Below are 17524 nucleotides of genomic sequence, written 5' to 3' on the forward strand. Positions count from 1 at the left end.
TGACGTTGATTTACTTGCGCTCGATCGGTGAGAATTGGGACAAAGCCTTCGTTCGCTGGCGAATAGTCCTGCGGCAGGTTTATTGCCAATACCCGATATCCGACGTTCGCCCGACAGGCTCCATATACCGACCACGACTGTGTCGCTTGCAACCTGACCGCGTTCAGTAATTCTCCAGGGCTGCGGACATTCTCCTAGCCAAGACGGCCAGGCGTCATTCGCCAATCACAGCCTAGTACACAAACGAGGCCGTCGTGCGCGCAGCAACATCGTCGGTCGTCACGCCCGGTGCCGCCTCGATCAGCCGGAAGGGCGATTGGTGATCGGGCCGATCGAAGACAGCGAGATCGGTTATGATTATGTCGACGACATTGCGTCCCGTTAGCGGAAGGGTGCAGGCGGGCAGGAACTTGGGGCTGCCATCGCGCGCGCAATGCTCCATCACCACGACGATGCGCTTGACCCCGGCGACGAGGTCCATCGCGCCGCCCATGCCCTTGATCATCTTGCCCGGGATCATCCAGTTGGCGATGTCGCCGCCTTGCGAGATTTCCATCGCGCCGAGCACGGTGAGGTCGATCTTCCCGCCGCGGATCATGGCGAAACTCTGTGCGGAATCGAAGTAGGTCGATTGCGGCAGCTCGCTGATGGTCTGCTTTCCCGCGTTGATGAGGTCGGCATCCTCCTCGCCTTCGAAAGGGAATGGCCCGATGCCGAGCATTCCGTTTTCGCTTTGCAGCGTCACCGTCATTCCCTCGGGCACATGATTGGCGACGAGGGTCGGGATGCCGATTCCGAGATTGACGAAGTCGCCTTCGCGAAGTTCCCTTGCGGCGCGAGCGGCCATCTGATCGCGTGTCCAAGCCATCAGGTAGCGTCCTGTTTGCGCGTGGTGCGGAATTCGATCGGCTTGTCGTATGGTGCGCCGCAAATGAGGCTGTGCACATAGATGCCCGGCAGATGGACAGCATCCGCCCCGAGCGTGCCGGGGGCGACGATTTCTTCGACTTCGGCGACGCAGATCCGGCCGCACTGCGCTGCGGGCCCGTTGAAATTGCGCGCTGTCTTGCGGAAAACGATGTTCCCGGCGGTGTCCGCTTTCCAGCCCTTCACCAGCGCCAGATCGGCGACGATGCCGCGTTCCAGCAGATACACTTCGCCATCGAACATCGTCGTCGGCTTGCCTTCGGCGACGAGGGTGCCGACGCCGGTCCTGGTGTAGAACCCCGGTATCCCGGCGCCGCCACTGCGCATGCGTTCGGCAAGCGTGCCTTGCGGCGAGAACTCCACCTCGAGTTCGCCGGCGAGGTACTGACGCTCGAACTCCTTGTTGTCGCCGACGTAGCTCGCGATCATCTTGCGGATCTGGCGGCTGCGGAGCAGCTTGCCGAGGCCCTGGCCATCGAGGCCGGCATTGTTGCTGGCGATCGTCAGACCGCGCACGCCGCTGGCCTCCACCGCGTCGATCAACCGCTCCGGAACCCCGCAGAGTCCGAAGCCGCCTGCCGCGATCAGCATGTCGTCGTGCAGCAGCCCCTCGAGCGCGGCGGCCGCATCGGGGAATACTTTGCTCATCTGGCGTCTTTCTGGAACCCGTCCATGGCGGAGTGTCTGCCCGGCGCCGTGCCGGGCAGACAAGCGGCAGCGCTTAGAACTTCGCGCCCAAGGTTACGCCAAAGGTGCGTCCTTCGGCATAGGCGACCACATCGGCCACCGGGACCTGCGGGAACAGCTGGCTGGCATAGGCCACGTTGCCCAGATTGCGGCCCCAGGCCTTCACGCTGTAGCGGTCTTCGCCGAACGAGAGCGTGGCCGAGGCATTGACCAGCGAGTAGGCCTCCTGCGCCAGCCGGTTTTCCGGATCGCTGTACCACTTGGTGGAGTGGAAATAGTCCGCCGCCAGCGCGAGATTGGCCGAGCCCAGCGCCACTTTGTATTCCGCGCCGAGATTGACGGTCCAGTCCGGCGTATTGGGCAGGCGCTTGCCCTTGGCGCTGATGTTGGCAAGCTGGGTGATGCCACCGGTCGGGATTAGCCCCGTCCGCGCGATCGAGAAATCGTCGAAGCGGTCATGCACATAGCCAAGACCTGCGGTCAGGGTGAGGCCGGTGACGGGAATGGCGGTGACGTCGAGATCAAAGCCAGAAATCTTGGCGGATTTGCCGTTGTAGACCGCCGGCAGGCCATTCAGATAGGTGTTGAGCTGGATGTCCTTGAAACTGTAGTAATATCCAGCAGCGTTGATGCGCAGGTGGCGATCCAGCAGATCGCTCTTCAGGCCGACTTCGAACGCGTCGAGCACTTCCGGCCGGATGTAGGACGCCACGGCTACGCTGGTTGGATCGTAGCCACCGCTCTTGAAGCCGCGGTTGTACGATGCATAGACCATCACACCCTTGGTGAAGTGATGATCGAGCGCCGCCCGCCAGGTGAGCTTGGTGACCTTCTTGCTATCCGACGTTGGCCCCAGCGGGACGTTGAACGCGGGCGAGAGATTGCGGAACACGCCCTCGGCAAAGTAGGACTTGGTCTCGCTGGTGAGGCGCAGGCCGAGGGTGAGCGCGGTCGCATCGCTCACCTTGTAAGTTGCCTGCCCGTAACCGGCGAAGGATTCGGTGTTCTGGAATGTCGAGAAGTCCTGCAGGAAGCCCAGCGCGGGGGCGACCAGATGGGCGGGAATGAAGCCGCTCTTGCGGTTGAAGTAGTAGAGCCCGAGCGCCCAGCTGAGCGGACCGGACCCGTTCGAGATCAGCTGCAGTTCCTGGCTGAACGCCTTGTTCGGCACCGCGCCGTTGGCGCTGAGGATCGGCAGCGGCAGCGATTCGGAATCGAAGGCGAATTTCCAGTTGCCATGGCGATAGGCCGAGATGCTGACGAGCTTCGCCCCGGCGAACTCGTGGGTGAGATTGAGGCTAACCCCGTAGTCCTCACTGTCGGCGAGCGGCTGGACGTCGGAATTGACGTCGAACTTGCGGCCGGCGAAGGGAACCCCGGTGAGTGGCAGCTCATCCGGCACGGGGCGATAGGCCGGGAAGGCCCCCTTGAGCTTGCTGTAATCGAAGATCAGTGTTGCGCTGGTTGCCTCACCAAGCTCGGCCTTCCACTTGCTTCGCACCGAGAGCGATTCCATCGTGCCGACGTCGAGGCCGTTGAATAGGTTCTTGCCGAAGCCGTCCTGCCGGTTCTTGTAGTCCACTGAGATGTCGGCGGAGAGGCCGCCGCTAAGTGGGCCGGACAAATAGGCGCTGCCGGTAATGGTGTTGAGATTACCGTAGCCGACCTGCGCGCTGCCTTCGAAGGTCTTGCCCGGGTCACGCGTGGTGATTTGCAGCAGACCGCCAGTCGCGTTGCGCCCGAACAGGGTGCCTTGCGGTCCTTTGAGCACCGCGACCTGCGCGATGTTGTTGAAAGACATGACATCGGAGCCGGGCGAAGAATAGTAAACGCCGTCGACATAGATCGCGACGGAGTTCTCGTTGCCGCCCTGTGAGATTTGGGTGCCGACGCCGCGAATGCGCGGCGATCCGCCGATGCCGGCGGTTGGGATAACGAGCCCTGGCGTGATCGCGCCGAGATCGGTGATTGACCTCACCCCTTTGGCTGCGAGATTATCGCCCGAAAAGGCCGAAACCGCGACCGGCACGCTCTGCATGCGCTCGGAGCGTTTCTGCGCGGTGACGACGATATCGGCGACCCCGGTTGTTTCAGCGCTGTCCGCCTCCGCTCCGGCTGCCGACTGGGCCTGCGCGGGTGCCGCGAGGCAAAAGGCGATCGCTGCCAGGCACGCGCCCGCTGGTACACGTAAGCTCATCTCAGGCCCTCCACCGACCGTGTCCGGAAACTTCTGCTTCCTTGATGCAACCGGCTTAGGCAGTGCCTGTGCCTTGCAAAAATTGTTTATATTTATGCCGATAATGCTGCTCGGTTATCGGTAAGTCCGCTCCGGCGGAAACCGTTTCGGCAGGCAGCTTCATCCGGGCGCGAGGCCCTGATTTCCGGCAGGAATGCGAGCCGCCATCAGCGTGTGGCTGGCGCTTCGGCATCGATCAGCGCCTGCAACATGCGCCGGCCCAGCACCGCGGCCTTGTCGGCCTTGAGCAGAATTTCGGACAAGCGGCCGCGGTTCATCGCGATGCTTTGCTCGATAAATCGCGTCGCCGAGACATCTTCCTCCAGCGCCGCCCGGACCATCTCGCTCGAGCGGAACGCTTCTGAGAGGCAGGGCTCGGTGTGCGAGAAATTTTGCCCCTCGCCCTGGAAGTAGTGCGCGGTGGTAGCGGTTGCCGGCGTGACGGCGTGAATGTGCAGGAGGTCCCCCAGCTGTTCGGTCACCCCGGTCGCCGGGTCAAGCCGGCTGATGGAATCGACGATGACGTGCAGGCAGGGTGCGTAGAAATAGCTCACGTACGTGCGCGAGACCGGCCCGGAATAACCAAACAGCGCGGAGAGAAACGGCGGACAATCAATCGCGGGCTGCGTGAAGGTGCAGGAAATGGTGGTCTCTTTTGCCACCACCTCGGGGATCTGGACCGCGCCGCCGCCATCGCCTCCGAATGTGGCCTTGTGGAGGTAGGGGACGTGGTTGAGATCGAGCAGATTGTCGTGGAGCAGTACGTAACGGCCCGGGACTTCGAAGTAGTTGCCCCCAGCGTTACGATAGGCGGGGTCGGTCAGCCGGGCCTCGAAATGATCGGGGATCAGCGCTTCGTCGGCAAGGTCCGGATCACCTACCCAGATCCAGACCCATTGCCAGCGCTCTGCGACGGGATAGGCCCGCAGGCGGCACGCGGCAGGGATGACATCCTGCGAGGGAATGAGCGTGCAGGCGCCGTCCGGGCCGAACCGCAATCCGTGATACGGGCATTCGATGTCGTCTGCGATCACGTCGCCCTTGGCGAGCGGAAAGCCGCGATGTGGGCAGAATGCGGCGAGCGCGGCCACCTTGCCGTCTGTCGTGCGGTATAGCACCACAGGATTGTCCAGAATGACCCGCTCAAGCGGTGACCGCTTGATCTCCTGCGACCATGCGGCGACATACCACTGATTGCGCGGGGCAAAGCTGCCGTCTTCAAGCGGATACATGGGCTGGTTCCTTGTCGGCTGGGGAGAGGCGGTGCTGTCCGGCAGTAAGCCCTGGTCAGAGCAGGCCGTTTGCTTGCGCCCAGCGCGCAATGGCATCGCTTGATGAGGGTGCTGGTCCGAAGAAGCGCTCCTGCCGCGCGATATCGGACACGAACACGCCGCGCCGGAAGAACAGGAACATGCGCATGAGATCGTAGCCGAGCTCCGAGATCAGCCGCACCGGCCGGACCAGTACGCTGAACACCGCCCAAGGCACGGTCCAGATCTTGAGCCGCTTGCCGAGTAGCTCTCCGATAGTGTCGGCGATGTCCTGCTGGCTTTTCGGGCCGTCGCGCCAGCCGACGTCGATCGTCAGGCCGGTGATTTCATAACCCGGATAGGCCGCCGCCATCGCCAGATTGGTAGCGAGGTCGTCAGTCAGAACGTAGGACCAGCACGTGTTCTTGTCGCCGACTGCGTAGAACTTCCCGCCCTTCACGGCCTTGGCGATGTAGTCGTCGCTCTGATCGAGGAACGCGGGCGCGCGGACAAAGACGTACGGCACGGCGGCGGCCTTGATGAGGTCCTCCGCCACTTTCTTGGCATGAAAATGCGGGACATCCGCCGCCTGTTCGCAGGCCACGATGCTGAGAAACACGAAGCGCTGCACCCCGGCCCGCGCCGCCGCCTCGACCAGATTGCGGTTGCCGGCAAAGTCGATCTCGATGCTTTCCTTCATGTAGCCATTGGCGGAGCTGACCACCACGTCCACGCCGTCCAGCGCGCGGTCGAGCGAGGCGGGGTCCATCATGTCGCCGCGCACCCATTCCGCACTCGGCGCTGCATCGGCCGGTGCGCCCTTGCGCGACATCGCGCGGACCGTGACGGCGGGATCGCGCAGCAGGTTCGAAACGATCTTGGCACCCAGGAACCCGGTGGCCCCCACGACCAGCACGCGCCGTGGCGTTGCGGTCTGGCCGGACGGTGAATTTTCCATGGGTGTTCCTCTCAGGGGTGTACTTGAAGTTGCGGCACGGCGGCACTCAGGGTTGCCACGCCGCGATCAGCCGGGCCGGATCGCCGCTGCCGAAGACGTAGTGATCGGGCCGGACCAGCACGGCATCAGCATCATGCCGAACGAGCCAGCCTTCGAGCGCGGACCTCGCAAAGGCGATGGCGGGATCGGCGAGATCCATGACCCGCACGCCGCTGTTGCCTGCGGGCGGGGTGCCGCCGCGGCTGAACAGTACCGCGCCAGCGCCGGTCCCGTCGTCTAGCCGGAGGGCGGGTTCATCGTCCGACCACGGCTGCGGAAAGTAGGCGCCGGCCCCGGCGCTTCCGCCGAGAATCCGGCCTGCGCTGATCGGCGGATAGCCAGCCTGAGCATCGGGGCTGCGCCCAGCTGCCCGATCGGCAAGCATCGCGGCATCGCGTTCCGCCGCCGCCGCCGGGTCGGTCACGCAGACCGTGCGGCCCATGAGGATCGCCATGTCGACAATGCCGCGCACATTGGGCTCGCGTTCAGCCTGATAGGCATCAAGCAGGCGGTCGTCCGCCCCGCCCTGCATGACTTCGGCCAGTTTCCACCACATGTTCGCCGCATCGCGCATGCCCGAACACATGCCTTGCCCCGCGAACGGCGGCATTTGGTGCGCCGCATCCCCGGCCAGCAGCACCGGCCCCTTGCGCCACTGCTTCGCAAGGCGGGCGTAGAAGCGGTAGACGGCCTTGCGCTCTAGGCTCACGGCCCCCTCGACATTCCAGGGTTTCAGCAGATCGGCGATGAACCGGTCATCGAGGACATCCTCGCTCGTCTCGCCCGGCTTGATCATGAATTCCCAGCGATGGCGACCGTTGCCCATCATGACGCAGGTCGTCGGACGCGCCGGATCGCAGATCTGCAGATTGCGGTCGGGCAGGCGGGAAGGATCGTGGACGATGGTATCAACGACCAGCCAGGGTTCGTCGAAGCCGAGATCGTCGATGGCGATCCCCGCCGCCTCGCGGACCGGGCTGCGTGCGCCGTCCGCGCCGACGATATAACGCGCGCGGATCGTTTCCTCGCCGTCCGGAGTCGCGAAGCGGGCGGTCACGCCGCCGTCATCGAGTTCCATCGACTGGAACGCCCACTGGGTGTGCAGCCTCGCGCCGTGCACCGCAACGAGCCGTTTGCGCAGCGCCGCCTCAAGCGAGGGCTGATGGATCATATTGGAGTAAGGCCAGCCCGAAGCCCCGGGCTCGGTCCAGTCAAAGCTCAGCAGGATCTGCCGGTCGGCGGTGAGGAACTCATAGCGCCCGCCCGTCTTGCTCGTCGCCATGACCGCATCGGCCACCCCGACATTCTGCAGGATGCGGACGATCTCGTGATCGATATGGGCCCCGCGCGGCAGCGGATAGATATCCTGCTCCTTCTCGGCGATGATCGTCGCCACGCCCGCGTCCTGCAGAAACAGGCCGAGCGTGATGCCGGTCGGTCCGCCCCCGACGATGAGGACCTCGCAGTCGTGCTCAGCCATTAGGCGGTCCCTTCGTCCTGCAGGACCGCCTCGATCACGCCGAGCCGTTCGATTTCGCAGCGCATGACGTCGCCCGCCTTGAGAAACTGCGGCGGCTTCATCGCCGCACCGACGCCGCCGGGCGTGCCGGTGAAGATCAGATCGCCCACCTCAAGCGTCATCGCCTGCGAGAGGTGCGCAATCTGGTCCCACAGATCGAAAACCAGATGCCGCGTGTTGGAGGATTGCCGCACCGCGCCATTGACGAGGCAGCGCAGATCGAGCGCATGGGGATCGCCGATCTCGTCGGCTGTGGTGATCCACGGCCCGATCGGCGCATGGGTATCGAACGACTTGCCCAGCGACCACTGCGGTGTCGCATGCTGCCAGGCACGTTCGGTGACATCGTTGCCAACGCAATAACCGAACACGTGGCTTGCCGCGTCCTCGCGCGCGATATGCTTGCCGCGCGTGCCGATCACCGCGACGAGTTCGACTTCATAATCGACCGCAGACGTACCCGCTGCGATCAGCACCGGATCACCGGGTGCGTTGACCGATGTGACTGCCTTGGTGAACCATACCTGCTTCTCGGGCGTTCCCATCCCGCTCTCGGCAATATGGTCGGCGTAATTCAGCCCGATCGCAAAGATCTTGCCGGGCCGGGCCACGGGGGCGAGCAGGCGGATGTCATCCAGCGCCAGACCGGGATCGCGCTCCGCATTGGCCACAACGGCATCCCGAACCTTGTCCCACTGCGCGATGAGGTCGATCATCGAACCGCCAATGCCGGTCGAATGGATGCGATCACCGATCACGACCCCGGTTTCAGGGCCGTCACCCGCATCGAACGAGGCAATCTTCATGACATAACTCCCAAAACGCTGATTCTGGTGCTGTCCCAGGGCGGGTACATGGTCCGCTGACGACAGGTTGGCTGGATGATAGTCACCACTTTTCGCCAAATGGCCGCAATTCGGTCTGGAACGACCACGCGGAACGATCCTGCCGCGAAAGGGTGAGGGCTGCCTCTGCCACTGCAGCGGGCCTGATGAAGTAATCGTCCGGCTTGTCCGCAAAGTAGCCGCGGGTGGCAGGTATATCGACTACGCCGTCGAGGATCAGAACCGCGACATGGATCCCTGATGGTCCGAGTGTCCGCGCCATTGATTCGGCCAGAATGCGCTGGGCGGCCTTGGCAGGCGCAACCGCTGCGGTATTCGGCACGCCTCGGAGCGATGCTGTTGCTCCGATGACAATGATCGTGCCCTGCCCGCTCTGCTTCATCGCCGGGATAACCTGCTGGCTGGCCAAGAATGTCCCAAGCGCGCTGGTGCGCCAAGCCGCTTCAAACTGGGCAGCGGAAACGTGCTCGATTGAACCCCATGCACCGGTGCCGGCGTTCATGATCAGTACGTCGACTTCGCCAAGCTCTTCGCGGATGCTTCGGAAAACGCCCGCAACCGCCACTGCGTCAGCAATGTCGCAAGCATAGGCCTTCGCGTTTTCGAGCTGCCCGGCCAGCTCAGCGGAAAATTCTGTGCTGCGCGCGATCAGCGCCACGGCATAGCCTGCCGCTGCAAAGCACCGAGCGAGGGCCGCTCCGTTACCGGGGCCGACGCCGACAACGGCGCAGACAGGACTTTCGCCAGCGGTGCCGGTCATTGCCCACTTTCAGCCTGATAATTGTGAACGAAATCAGCGGGCACCGGCGGCCCCCAGTTGGCCATGGCATCTTCCATGCCGTAGACGGTGGGCTCCCACAGGGCGTGGTCGTCGATGAAGTCCATGTCCGCGTAGTATTCGAACCACGAACCCCAGGGGTCCTGGATGTAGTGGAAGAAGTTCGAACCGATCGTGTGGCGCCCGAAACCCCAGTGCCCGCGTCCGGCCTTGTCTGCGAGCGCTTGGCCCGCCCGGCCGACCTCGTCGGGATCGGCCACCTGGAAGCTGGCGTGATGCAGCCCGGCGCCGGGTGACTTCGCAAGTGCAATCACGTGATGGTCGCTGTTCTGGCGCGCGCAGCAAAAGGCTACGATGTCTTGCGCACGGTCGGCGAGGCCCATGCCGAAAGCATCGGTAAGGAAGGCGACGCTCACCATGACATCGGGCGTGAACAGCGCGACATGGCCGAGCTTGCGCGGGCGCGCCGGGGCATAGCTGGCCATTGGCGCCATGGCCGAGCGGCGAACCCGCACGATTGCGCCGGGCGCGTTGATAACGAAGCGTTCGCCGACGGGTTCGACCGCAGCGGCCTCGCCCTCGATCAGGTGGAACAGCACGCCGTGTGGATCGCTGACCCATAGCCCTGTGGCGTCCCATCCGTCAGGCGCATCGACCACCGCGCCGCCGTGCGGCGGCACCAACTTCGCCATCTCGTCCAGCCCGTCAGCCCGCAGGGTCACATGATGCAACCGCATCCGCGTTCCTGCGCGCAGCAGGGTCACGCAAGGGCTTGGCGCGCCGGGGCAAGACAGCAGCGCCCGATCGCCCGAGCGCGCGGGGACCAACCCGGCCGCGCTGTAGAAAGCAATCCCGGCATCGAGGTCCGGGACGTCCAGCGCATATCCGGCAACACCTAGAACAGCCATGTCAGTCCTCCCGCCCTTCGTTCCCTCACCACGCCGTCGTTCCGCCATCGATGCGGATATCGGCGGCCGTCATGAAGCTGCTCTCGTCCGAGGCAAGGAAGAGCGCGGCAGACGCGACTTCCTTTGGCTGTCCGGGCCTCCCCAGCATGATCTTGTCGATCATGGTTTCGGCAAATTCGGGCATCTGCAGAAGCGCCCGCGTCGCGCCGGTCTCGATCAGGCCGGGGGAGAGCGAATTGACCCGGATGCCGTGATGCCGCCCTTCGAGCGCGAGATGCCGCGTCATCGAGAGCACGGCGCCCTTACCCGCCGCGTGGGCCAGCCCGGGCAGAACCTTGTAGGTGCTCCAGGCCGAAACCGAGGCCATGTTGATGATCGAACCGCCGCGATGTTTCAGGACCGGCCAGGCGGCCTTGGTCAGATTGAAGACGATCTGGACTTCGGCATCGAGCGTGGCGGCAAACGCTTCGTGGCTGAGATCCTCGATCCAGCCAAACTGAGCGTCAGCAGCATTGTTGAATAGCACGTCGATGGTGCCATGCGCCTCGAGCGCCAGCGCGACGAGTGCGTCACATGCTGCGCGATCGCGCAGATCGCAAGGCTCCAGCGAGACCATCGCGCCGCCCGCCGCGTGAACCCGCTCGACACAGGCCCGGGCCGCTTCCGGATTGACATCACAGCCGACGACTTTCGCCCCTTCGCGCGCAAAGATCTCGGCGGCAGCTCCCCCCATGCTGCCGCCGGTCCCCGTGATCACGCAGACCTTGCCCGCAAGGCGCCCGCTCATGCCGGAACCTCCACGCGGCGCGGCGTGACGACATATTCGGCTAGGTCGGGATCAGCGGTCATCTCCGCCTCGAAAGTCTGGTTCGGGAACGGATAGAGCGTCGGCACACCTTCGGAATCCTGATACCAGCTGACGCAGCCGCCCGTGGCCCAGATCGTGGTGCGCGCCGCATCGCGGTAGGTCGCCAGCAGCGCTGCGGTCGCATCCTCGCGCGGGGAGAGCGCCACGCTCTCATCAGCGGCGATGTGGATCAGCTTGATGATATGCGCGACCTGCAATTCCGCGGTGAGGAAAGCGCAGACATTGCCAATCGGGCTGAACGGCCCCTCGACCATGAAGAAGTTCGGCATGTGCGGCACGGTCATAGTCCGAAACGCCACTGGCCGTTCGCACCAGATGTCCTCGATTCGCCGACCGCCTGCTCCCGTCAGCCGCAGCGGCCTGAAGTAGGCCTGCGTGTCGTAGCCGGTTGCCAGAACGAGCACATCAAGCTCATGCAGCGCGCCGTCATCGGTACGGACGCCGCCTGGCTCGACGGCGGTGATGCGGTCCGTCACCAGTTCGCAGCCGGGGTCCTGAATCGCTTCATAGAAGCGCGGCGAGATCACGATGCGCTTGCAACCGGGGGCGTAGTCCGGCGTCAGCTTGGCGCGCAGCTCCGGGTCTTTCACGCGCGCGAGATTGCCGCGGACATTGCCTTCGAGAAAGGCCCGCGCATCGGCGTTCCCGCCCAGAATGGCCCCGTCGGCGAGTGTGACCATCTCGGCCTTCTCGTCCTGGTACATCTTTGCAAGCAACGAGGGGTCGGCGGCAAATGCGGCCTTCTCTTCCTCGGTATAAGCCGGGTTGTCCTGCTGCGCGACCCATTGCGGCGTGCGCTGGAACACCGTGAGCTTTGCCGCTTTCCCGGCCAGTTCGGCAACCAACTGGGTCGCAGTCGAGCCGGTGCCGATGATCCCGATCCGCTTGTCGGCCAGCGGCACCGCATGATCCCACTGCGCGGTGTGGAACTTCGCGCCGGCAAAGCTTTCAAGCCCCGCGATATCCGGGAAATTCGGCACATGGAGATAGCCGGTCGCGGTGATCAGGATGTCGGCGACCAGCGTCTCGCCGCTGTCCAGCGTGATCGTCCAGGCATCGTTCTCCCACTGCCCGTCGACCACCTTGCTGTTGAAGCGGATGGCATCATGCACGCCGAAGACATGCGCAGCGCTCTCCAGGTACTCCCGGATTTCCGGCCCCGGCGAGAAGCGGCGCGACCAGTTGGGGTTCTGGAAGAACGAGTAGCTGTAGAAATGCGAGGGAAAATCGCAGTGCAGCCCAGGATAAGTGTTCTCCCGCCAGGTGCCGCCCACGCGGTCGCCCTTTTCGAGGATCACGAAATCAGTGAACCCCGCTTCCTTGAGCTTGATGGCCATGAGCACGCCGCCCATGCCTGCGCCGATGATGGCGATGCGGACATGCCCCTGATCTTGTCCCTGAGGCGTCTGCCCTGTCATGCCTTGGTGTCCTTGTTTTGCATTGGTTTCGTATGAACGGCGCCCGCCGGCACTCAGGTCGGCCAGCGATCCTCCGCCCAGCCGGCGATGATCGGCGGCGCAGCATCAATCAGCGACATCGGGCCGGCAATGATGTGGTGCGCGGCAACCGCAACGTCGGTCAGGCACTTGCCGAGCGGGCTGGGATTGCGCAGCGCGGAAGATACCGATCCGAAGGCATAGTTGACCACGTCCTTGCAGACCTGGTGGGTCCACGTGGTCACCTGCCGCACGCGCTGGATCTGGAGATCGGACAAGCCCTGACCGGCTTCGGCCAGCCGATCAGCCTCCGAAAACACATTGCTCGTGAGAGCGCGGGCCGCCTGAAACAGCGCCTCATGCTTCAGGAAATCATTCTGGAATACCGGCGTGTTCGCGATGCAATCGGCGGAATAGAGCCGCTTCTTCTTGGAAGCCTGCTTGGCCGCCTCGCTCAAGGCACGCCGGGCAATGCCGAGCATGACCGCAGTATGCCCTGCGCAGACGACCACCAGCGTACCGAGGCTGGCGGATTTCGACGCACGCTGCGGCTCGGTCCAGTACTGGTTGAAGGTCCAGTCCTCGGGAATGTCCTGCTCGGGCACGACATAATCGACGCTGCCCGTGGCCTGCAGGCCGATGACATCCCAGTTGCCCGCCAGCCGGATCTGGTCCTTGCGCAGGAACGCACCGACCACCCTAGGCTTTCCGTCGTTCTGCATGAGAGGTGCGCCATTGTCGAACACGACATTGGCCCCCGAAACCCAGTCGGCATGGCCGATCCCGGTGCCCCAATTGTGCGTGCCGCTCGCATGGTAGTGCCCATCGGCAAAGGTTGCCTTTCCGGTCGGCGCATACGTCGATGACATGATCGGCAGGCGGTCCCCGCCGAACATCCGCTCCACATGGGCATCGCTGCTGTAGGTCGCCGCGACCATGGTGGCCACCGAATTGGCCATGAGCGACCACGCGGTGGGCGCGTCGGTGGAGGCCAGTTCCTCCACCATTTCGATGAAGGTCATGGTCGATACGTCGCTGCCGCCCAGCGCTTTAGGCACCAGCAGCCAGAACAGCCCCGCATCGCGCAAGGCGGCGACAGATACCGGCGACATGGTAGCCGCGTTCTCGGGCTTGGACGCCTCGGTTTCGATCAGATCGCGCAAATCGCGTGCGCGTTCGGCATAAGGATTACTCATCGCCATTCGTCCCATGAAGTGCTGTTGGCAGCCGGGGTAGCGGGCGCGCCCGGCATGCGGTTCGCGCCGGTACCGCCCGACATGTAGGTGCCGATCCGGTTCCCCTCGGTAATCGGCACATGGAGAACCGACGGGTGCTCGGCGTCGTGATGTATTGTCACCCACGAAGGTGCCTGCTGCAGCAGATGCCCCTGGCCCAGCATGTCGAACAGGCTCGCCGCCGGGTCCTGATCGGAGGAACTAATCCGCAAGCCGATCCGGTGGCCTTTCTGGAAGACATTCGCCGTCGGCACGAGATTGATGTCGAAGCGCTGGGGCGCGGTGGTATCGACTGGCTGCGGATCGGTGAAATCATATTGCCAGAGCCAGGGGCGTGAGGTTTCGGGATTGGTCTTGGCCAATGATCCCTTGAGCCAGCCGCGCGTGAGCAGGCGGCTGGTCCCGTCCGGGGCGATATCCCAAAGCGAGGCAAACAGCAGCAGCTCTGGTTGGCTGGTCGAGGCATAGATGGTTGCCGTCAGCGGCCCGATTACCTCGGTGCGCTCGACCATCGGCGGGGTCGCAAACGCCGCCCCGCCGCGGGCATTGTAATTGTTATCCTCGTAGCTGGTCGCTCCTTCGTGCGGCCAATGCTCATGCTCGCTGAGCAATCCGCCACCGTGCAGATAGAAGGGGTGCCACAACGTCTCGGGCAGCGGCCAGGCCGTGCTCGTCTTCCACCGCCCGTCGCCGCCGGTGACGAACACGCGGACATCGGGCTCGTCCATGTAGCCGGTATCGTTACCCTTGAGCCAGTGATCGAACCAGCGAAGCGATTCAAAGGCATACTGGTAGACCGGGCGATCGAGATAGATCGGCGGCCCCACGATCAGCTTCTTGGGTGCAGAGATCTTCTCCCAGGCGCGGAATTCGCCGGGGAGATGCAGGAAGTACATGTCCCAGGAGGATCCGATCAGCATCGGTACCCGGATATCCTCAAGGCAAGGGTTGCGCTCCTGCCAATATGGACCGTCCTGCGGGTTGAGCAGAACGTCGAGGATCAGGGGATTGGCACCCTTTTCGGGCGCAGCAATCGCCGCAGCGAGTTCGGGCACGGCGAGAATTTCGCGGTTGCGGCGCAAGGCGGCGAGGCGGCGGTTGTATTCCTCCTCGCCAAGGCCCTCCTGCGACCACCCGCGAACCCGCACGCCCGCGAGGTGCTTCGACCAGTTGGTCAGGAAGCTGTGCGCAAGAATCCCGCCATGGTAGAACTTGTCGCGGTAGAAATCGGTGTAGCCATAAGGCGCGAAGACCGCCTTGAGCGCAGGCGGGTTCTGCGCTGCCACCTGCTTGGCACAGACCGCAAAGTAAGACACGCCGAACATGCCGACATTGCCGTCGCACCAGTCCTGCGCATCGATCCAGGCGATGACTTCGACGACATCCTGCACCTCGCGCGGGCTGTAGTGGCCATATTCGCCGCCTGATTGGCCGGTGCCACGGGCATTGACGATGACATGGGCATAGCCGCGCCGGACGAAGAACTGCGGGTCGCCCGCCTCGGCCTGGGCATTGCGGCCCTGCACCGCCTGGGGGCGCGAGGGCGCATACTGCATGGCTGCATCATAAGCGTGGACGCCGAGCAGGGCGGGAAATCGCCCCGGCGAATCCGGCCTGAAAATCTGCGCGGCTACCTCGACGCCGTCCGACATCGCGATCTTCACGTTCAGGTGCGACTGGACCGCATGCGCCCTTGGCGAGACCTGCCAGTTTGTCGAGAACATGCCGGTCAGGCCTGCAGTGCGGCAATAGCAGCTTCGGCAACCTTCAAATCAAGCTCAGCACTGGCGCCGCTGACGCCGATCCCGCCGACGCAAGCGCCATCGACCGTGACCGGAATGCCCCCGGCAATGACGGAGAAGTTGTCGAGGTGCGGCATCGACATCGTCGAGCCCTGATCGCTGGTGACAAAGCCCATGACATAGGCCGTGGGGGCAGAGGCCATGGCCGAGGTCCAGGCCTTCTTGAACGCGATGTCCATGGTCATAACGCTGGCGCCGTTCATCCGCACTGACGCAACGATCTGTCCCGCCCGGTCCACCGCGACCACGGACATCGGGATGCCCATTGCACTGGCTGCGGCCACGCCGCCCGCCAGAGCGGTGCCCGCCGCCTCAAGCGTCAGGTTGGCATAAGAGGCAGCAATCGGGTGTTCCAGGCTCATGTCATCATCCTCTTGTCTCCGATCCGGCCAGAGCCCCGCGTTTGTGGCGGACCAACTTTGCCGGATCGGCGCTTTTCGACTTGCCGCTCTGCTGCGGAAGTTCGTTGGTGAGGAAATGCTAGGAGCGCCCCATGGGGGTGAAAAATGGTTTGTTTTTATGGCCAATATTTTTTGAGGTTATCCATCTGCCGGAATGGACCGGCGACGGTCGGATTGCGCCCTGACCCTAAGCTGCAAGCAGCAGGTTGGTCCGCGCAAATTCCGCAAGGTAGTTCCGGAACCAGATATGGCCGGGATCGTTGTCGTACCGTTTGTGCCACATCATGCTTTGCTCGAGTTGGCCGATCGCAAATGGCGGCTCGATGATGATCAGGCGTTGATCCAGCGCGGCGGCTTCGATGACCCTGTGCGGCACGATGGCCGTCATCGCACTGCCGATCACGGCTTCGATCGCAAGGTTGTAGGTCGGAACGACAATCGGCGTATTGGGTCGCTTGGGCATGCCGCTGAGGCTGCGCTCGGGAATGCTCACGAGATTGCCGCCAAACCGCGTCTCGACATGGTCTATCCGGCAGAAGTCATCAAAACTCATGCCTTCGAACACGAGTGGGTTCGATGTGTCGCCGATCAGCACGTAGCGGTCCGTGAACAGGGCTTCATGCGAGAACGATTGCAATTCGATACCCGGGTCCCAGACACCCGGCTGAAAGACCTGGATGCACAAGTCGATCTCGCCATCCTGCAAGCGGCGCAGTAGATCAGGCGCGACGAATACATCGATCTGGCAATGCACGTTGGGCGCATGCTGGCGCATGGCGCGCAGCGCCGGAACGCCGAAAATCTGCGCTATGGAGCTCGACATCAGCATTCGGAAACTGCGGCTGTCGATCGCTGGATCGAACCCTGATCGGCTTTCCACCAGAGCCCTGACCTGATGCAGCAGGTCCTTCACAGGGAGCGCAAGGTCTTGCGCAAACGGTGTCAGCTCCATCCGGCGGCCCACGCGTTCGAGCAATTGGTCGGAGAACTGGACCCGGAGCTTTTGCAAGGCCACGCTCACCGCAGGCTGCGTCACGCACAGCCGCGAGGCCGCGCGGGTTACGCTCTGTTCGCTGAGCAACGCATCGAGCGCCACAAGAAGATTGAGATCGAGCCCGTCAAAATGCATGGCGGTCCTTGCCGAACAGGCTCCTGTACCGTTGCACTGAACATCCCCTCGCGTGTGCGGTGATCCCGCACGTTTCTAATGTGATACGCTGGCGAGGCCCGGAAAGCGAGACGGCAGCAAGCCCTTGCCTACTAAGCCCCTTGCACGGCTGCGTAGATCTCGGAAAAATCGGCGTAGATCGCCATGCGGCGAAAACCGGTCTGGTCGCGAGCCACCATGGTCACGCCGCGCACCTCATATCGGGCATCATCGGGCCGGACAAAGGTGATCATGGCTTCACCGGCTGCGCTTGTCTCATCGCCGACAAGCTGGCCGTGGATGTGCTTGAGCGAGCTGAAATTACGGGTGAATTCATGCAGGAACGCGAGAACGGCAGCCTTGCCTTCGATCACCGGCGCATTGTTGAATTGCAGTTGGATATCATCACCGAACCATGCCCCGAAGCGTTCGGGGTCCATGGTATCCACGTCGTTGAAATAGTCGCTCCACCATTGCATGCGCTGTAT

16 protein-coding genes are annotated in these 17524 nt (G+C 63.5%); all 16 read right to left on the minus strand.

Annotated features, from left to right (window positions below):
- Window positions 1–232: 232 nt before the first annotated feature.
- Window positions 233–868 (minus strand): CoA transferase subunit B, encoded by a 636-nt coding sequence (locus CFE35_RS03810; RefSeq protein WP_292928119.1) that lies wholly within the window; start codon window positions 866–868, stop codon window positions 233–235.
- Window positions 868–1575, minus strand: a complete 708-nt coding sequence (locus CFE35_RS03815) for a CoA transferase subunit A (protein ID WP_292928121.1) — start codon at window positions 1573–1575, stop codon at window positions 868–870. Before CFE35_RS03815 ends, CFE35_RS03810 begins: the two co-directional genes overlap by 1 nt.
- A 73-nt stretch (window positions 1576–1648) precedes the next feature.
- Window positions 1649–3811 carry a TonB-dependent receptor gene (locus CFE35_RS03820; RefSeq protein WP_292928123.1) on the minus strand — a complete coding sequence of 721 codons (2163 nt, stop codon included), beginning with the start codon at window positions 3809–3811 and terminating at the stop codon, window positions 1649–1651.
- Between the two features lie 206 nt (window positions 3812–4017).
- Complete coding sequence (locus CFE35_RS03825; protein WP_292928125.1) at window positions 4018–5082, minus strand: Rieske 2Fe-2S domain-containing protein; 1065 nt, start codon at window positions 5080–5082, stop codon at window positions 4018–4020.
- A gap of 55 nt (window positions 5083–5137) precedes the next feature.
- Complete coding sequence (locus CFE35_RS03830; protein ID WP_292928127.1) at window positions 5138–6058, minus strand: SDR family oxidoreductase; 921 nt, start codon at window positions 6056–6058, stop codon at window positions 5138–5140.
- Between the two features lie 46 nt (window positions 6059–6104).
- Window positions 6105–7577, minus strand: coding sequence for a bifunctional 3-(3-hydroxy-phenyl)propionate/3-hydroxycinnamic acid hydroxylase (locus tag CFE35_RS03835; RefSeq protein ID WP_292928129.1), 1473 nt, complete (start codon window positions 7575–7577; stop codon window positions 6105–6107).
- Window positions 7577–8422, minus strand: coding sequence for a fumarylacetoacetate hydrolase family protein (locus tag CFE35_RS03840; RefSeq protein WP_292928131.1), 846 nt, complete (start codon window positions 8420–8422; stop codon window positions 7577–7579). The genes CFE35_RS03835 and CFE35_RS03840 overlap by 1 nt, the downstream gene beginning before the upstream one ends.
- 82 nt (window positions 8423–8504) lie before the next feature.
- A complete protein-coding gene (locus CFE35_RS03845) occupies window positions 8505–9221 on the minus strand; it encodes an SDR family NAD(P)-dependent oxidoreductase (RefSeq protein WP_292928133.1) in 717 nt (238 codons plus the stop codon).
- Window positions 9218–10147 (minus strand): VOC family protein, encoded by a 930-nt coding sequence (locus tag CFE35_RS03850; protein ID WP_292928135.1) that lies wholly within the window; start codon window positions 10145–10147, stop codon window positions 9218–9220. Before CFE35_RS03850 ends, CFE35_RS03845 begins: the two co-directional genes overlap by 4 nt.
- Before the next feature lie 25 nt (window positions 10148–10172).
- A complete protein-coding gene (locus CFE35_RS03855) occupies window positions 10173–10934 on the minus strand; it encodes an SDR family NAD(P)-dependent oxidoreductase (RefSeq protein WP_292928137.1) in 762 nt (253 codons plus the stop codon).
- Window positions 10931–12433: an NAD(P)/FAD-dependent oxidoreductase gene (locus CFE35_RS03860; RefSeq protein ID WP_292928139.1), complete on the minus strand. Its 1503-nt coding sequence runs from the start codon at window positions 12431–12433 to the stop codon at window positions 10931–10933. The genes CFE35_RS03855 and CFE35_RS03860 overlap by 4 nt, the downstream gene beginning before the upstream one ends.
- Before the next feature lie 53 nt (window positions 12434–12486).
- Window positions 12487–13647 (minus strand): acyl-CoA dehydrogenase family protein, encoded by a 1161-nt coding sequence (locus tag CFE35_RS03865; protein ID WP_292928141.1) that lies wholly within the window; start codon window positions 13645–13647, stop codon window positions 12487–12489.
- Window positions 13644–15410: a CocE/NonD family hydrolase gene (locus CFE35_RS03870; RefSeq protein WP_292928143.1), complete on the minus strand. Its 1767-nt coding sequence runs from the start codon at window positions 15408–15410 to the stop codon at window positions 13644–13646. The genes CFE35_RS03865 and CFE35_RS03870 overlap by 4 nt, the downstream gene beginning before the upstream one ends.
- Before the next feature lie 5 nt (window positions 15411–15415).
- Entirely contained in the window at window positions 15416–15850 is a 435-nt protein-coding gene (locus CFE35_RS03875; RefSeq protein ID WP_292928145.1) for a heme-binding protein, read from the minus strand.
- Between the two features lie 226 nt (window positions 15851–16076).
- Window positions 16077–16985, minus strand: coding sequence for a LysR family transcriptional regulator (locus CFE35_RS03880; protein ID WP_292928147.1), 909 nt, complete (start codon window positions 16983–16985; stop codon window positions 16077–16079).
- Between the two features lie 164 nt (window positions 16986–17149).
- Window positions 17150–17515, minus strand: a complete 366-nt coding sequence (locus CFE35_RS03885; RefSeq protein WP_292928149.1) for a nuclear transport factor 2 family protein — start codon at window positions 17513–17515, stop codon at window positions 17150–17152.
- Window positions 17516–17524 lie beyond the last annotated feature (9 nt).

The sequence above is a fragment of the Novosphingobium sp. PASSN1 genome (genome assembly GCF_002278815.1).

What these genes read in the sequence shown, in the direction of transcription:
- CFE35_RS03885 (WP_292928149.1), bottom strand. Translation starts at nt 17,515, where the DNA reads ATGCAATGGTGGAGCGACTATTTCAACGACGTGGATACCATGGACCCC.
- CFE35_RS03865 (WP_292928141.1), bottom strand. Translation starts at nt 13,647, where the DNA reads ATGAGTAATCCTTATGCCGAACGCGCACGCGATTTGCGCGATCTGATC.
- CFE35_RS03830 (WP_292928127.1), bottom strand. Translation starts at nt 6,058, where the DNA reads ATGGAAAATTCACCGTCCGGCCAGACCGCAACGCCACGGCGCGTGCTG.
- CFE35_RS03845 (WP_292928133.1), bottom strand. Translation starts at nt 9,221, where the DNA reads ATGACCGGCACCGCTGGCGAAAGTCCTGTCTGCGCCGTTGTCGGCGTC.
- CFE35_RS03850 (WP_292928135.1), bottom strand. Translation starts at nt 10,147, where the DNA reads ATGGCTGTTCTAGGTGTTGCCGGATATGCGCTGGACGTCCCGGACCTC.
- CFE35_RS03825 (WP_292928125.1), bottom strand. Translation starts at nt 5,082, where the DNA reads ATGTATCCGCTTGAAGACGGCAGCTTTGCCCCGCGCAATCAGTGGTAT.
- CFE35_RS03820 (WP_292928123.1), bottom strand. Translation starts at nt 3,811, where the DNA reads ATGAGCTTACGTGTACCAGCGGGCGCGTGCCTGGCAGCGATCGCCTTT.
- CFE35_RS03875 (WP_292928145.1), bottom strand. Translation starts at nt 15,850, where the DNA reads ATGAGCCTGGAACACCCGATTGCTGCCTCTTATGCCAACCTGACGCTT.
- CFE35_RS03835 (WP_292928129.1), bottom strand. Translation starts at nt 7,577, where the DNA reads ATGGCTGAGCACGACTGCGAGGTCCTCATCGTCGGGGGCGGACCGACC.
- CFE35_RS03810 (WP_292928119.1), bottom strand. Translation starts at nt 868, where the DNA reads ATGGCTTGGACACGCGATCAGATGGCCGCTCGCGCCGCAAGGGAACTT.
- CFE35_RS03855 (WP_292928137.1), bottom strand. Translation starts at nt 10,934, where the DNA reads ATGAGCGGGCGCCTTGCGGGCAAGGTCTGCGTGATCACGGGGACCGGC.
- CFE35_RS03860 (WP_292928139.1), bottom strand. Translation starts at nt 12,433, where the DNA reads ATGACAGGGCAGACGCCTCAGGGACAAGATCAGGGGCATGTCCGCATC.
- CFE35_RS03815 (WP_292928121.1), bottom strand. Translation starts at nt 1,575, where the DNA reads ATGAGCAAAGTATTCCCCGATGCGGCCGCCGCGCTCGAGGGGCTGCTG.
- CFE35_RS03840 (WP_292928131.1), bottom strand. Translation starts at nt 8,422, where the DNA reads ATGAAGATTGCCTCGTTCGATGCGGGTGACGGCCCTGAAACCGGGGTC.
- CFE35_RS03870 (WP_292928143.1), bottom strand. Translation starts at nt 15,410, where the DNA reads ATGTTCTCGACAAACTGGCAGGTCTCGCCAAGGGCGCATGCGGTCCAG.